Source organism: Hydrogenivirga sp. 128-5-R1-1, from assembly GCF_000171895.1.
Map to the genome: position 1 here is coordinate 1 of NZ_ABHJ01000347.1, position 1,466 is coordinate 1,466.

The 1,466-nt window shown below is 34.9% G+C and carries 2 protein-coding genes; both read left to right on the forward strand.

Features of this window, described 5'->3' with window-relative positions:
* Positions 1-470: MtnX-like HAD-IB family phosphatase (locus HG1285_RS01735; protein WP_008289316.1), on the forward strand; the 470-nt coding region annotated here is incomplete at its 5' end.
* A complete protein-coding gene (locus tag HG1285_RS18495) occupies positions 460-1,446 on the forward strand; it encodes an aldo/keto reductase (RefSeq protein WP_008289317.1) in 987 nt (328 codons plus the stop codon). The genes HG1285_RS01735 and HG1285_RS18495, both read left to right, overlap by 11 nt.
* The last annotated feature ends 20 nt before the right edge of the window (positions 1,447-1,466 follow it).

The following is a 1,466-nucleotide window of genomic DNA, read 5'->3' on the forward strand; positions in this document are numbered from 1 at the left end:
TTATAAACTGGGTAATAGAAAATATTGAAATAAGAGAAGGATTTGATGAATTTTTGGACTATTTAAATGAAGTTAAAATTCCTTTTGTGGTTTTAAGTGGCGGGCTTGACTTTTATATGGAGCCTTTACTTGAAAAGTATAAAGATAAAATTTACAGAGTTTACAATAACAAGGCTGTTTTTGACAAAGAGTATATAGATGTTGAGTTTATATATCAATGTGGCGATGTATGTGAAAGAAACTGCGGTGTTTGCAAGCCTTATATTATAGAAAGAGATTTTAAAGATTATTATAGATATTATGCTGGAGATGGTATTACTGATATTCAAGCAGCCAAGTTCTGCAATAAAATTTTTGCCACGTCTTCATTAAAAAAATACCTTGATAAAAAAGGTTTAGATTACATTCCATTTAACAATTTTTATGATATTTTAGAGGCTGTAAAGCAGGAGGTTTCTCATGGAGTATAGAAATTTAGGAAACTCTGGTCTTAAGGTTTCAGTTATATGTGTTGGTGCAATGACGTTCACAGAAAAAGGCTGGAGAAGTGCCGGAAGAATGCCTTTTAGCGAAATACAGAAAGTTGTAGATTATGCAATTGACAACGGAGTTAACTTTTTTGATACAGCAGATATTTATGCCTTTGGAGAAAGTGAACAGCTCCTTGGAAAAGCACTTGGAAGTAGGAAAAATGATGTGATAATTGCCACTAAAGTAAGAGGCGTAATGGATGAGAAAGACCCAAATAACAGAGGTCTTTCAAGATATCATATATTTAAATCTGTAGATGAAAGCTTAAAAAGACTTGGAAGAGACTATATAGACCTTTATCAAGTTCACTGGTGGGATAATCACACTCCAATTGAAGAAACATTGGAAGCTTTAAATGACCTTGTTAGAATGGAAAAGGTCAGATATATTGGAATTTCAGACTTTGCAGGGTGGCAGATAACAAAATCCGTACTGCTTCAGGAAATGAAAAATTACTCAAAATTCATTTCTGCACAGATGTACTACTCCTTACTTGGAAGGGATATAGAATTTGAAGTTGTTCCGGCCTGTGAAGATTTAGGACTTGGAATACTTCCCTGGAGCCCACTTGCAGGAGGATTTTTAACAGGAAAGTACACAAAAGATGCCCCGCATCCACAGGACAGCAGGTATGCAAGGATGGAAAGACCGTTTTTAAGATTTGATTTTGAAAAGGCATACTTTATAGTTGATGAGCTGAAAAAACTCGCAGAAAAATATAATGCAAGCGTTTCTCAGGTTGCACTAAACTGGCTTAAGGCTAAGCCTTATGTAAGTTCTATAATAATTGGTGTTAGGAGCTTACAGCAGCTGAAAGATAACTTAGGCTGCGTTAACTGGGATTTAAGCGGTGAAGATGTTGAGTATTTAGATGAAATATCAGCTCCCGAAAGACGTATCCACAGTGGTTTTTAGATATGTTTGCAATTTATAAA

Coding starts and splice junctions, on each gene's coding strand:
- HG1285_RS18495 (WP_008289317.1), top strand. CDS start 460: ATGGAGTATAGAAATTTAGGAAACTCTGGTCTTAAGGTTTCAGTTATA.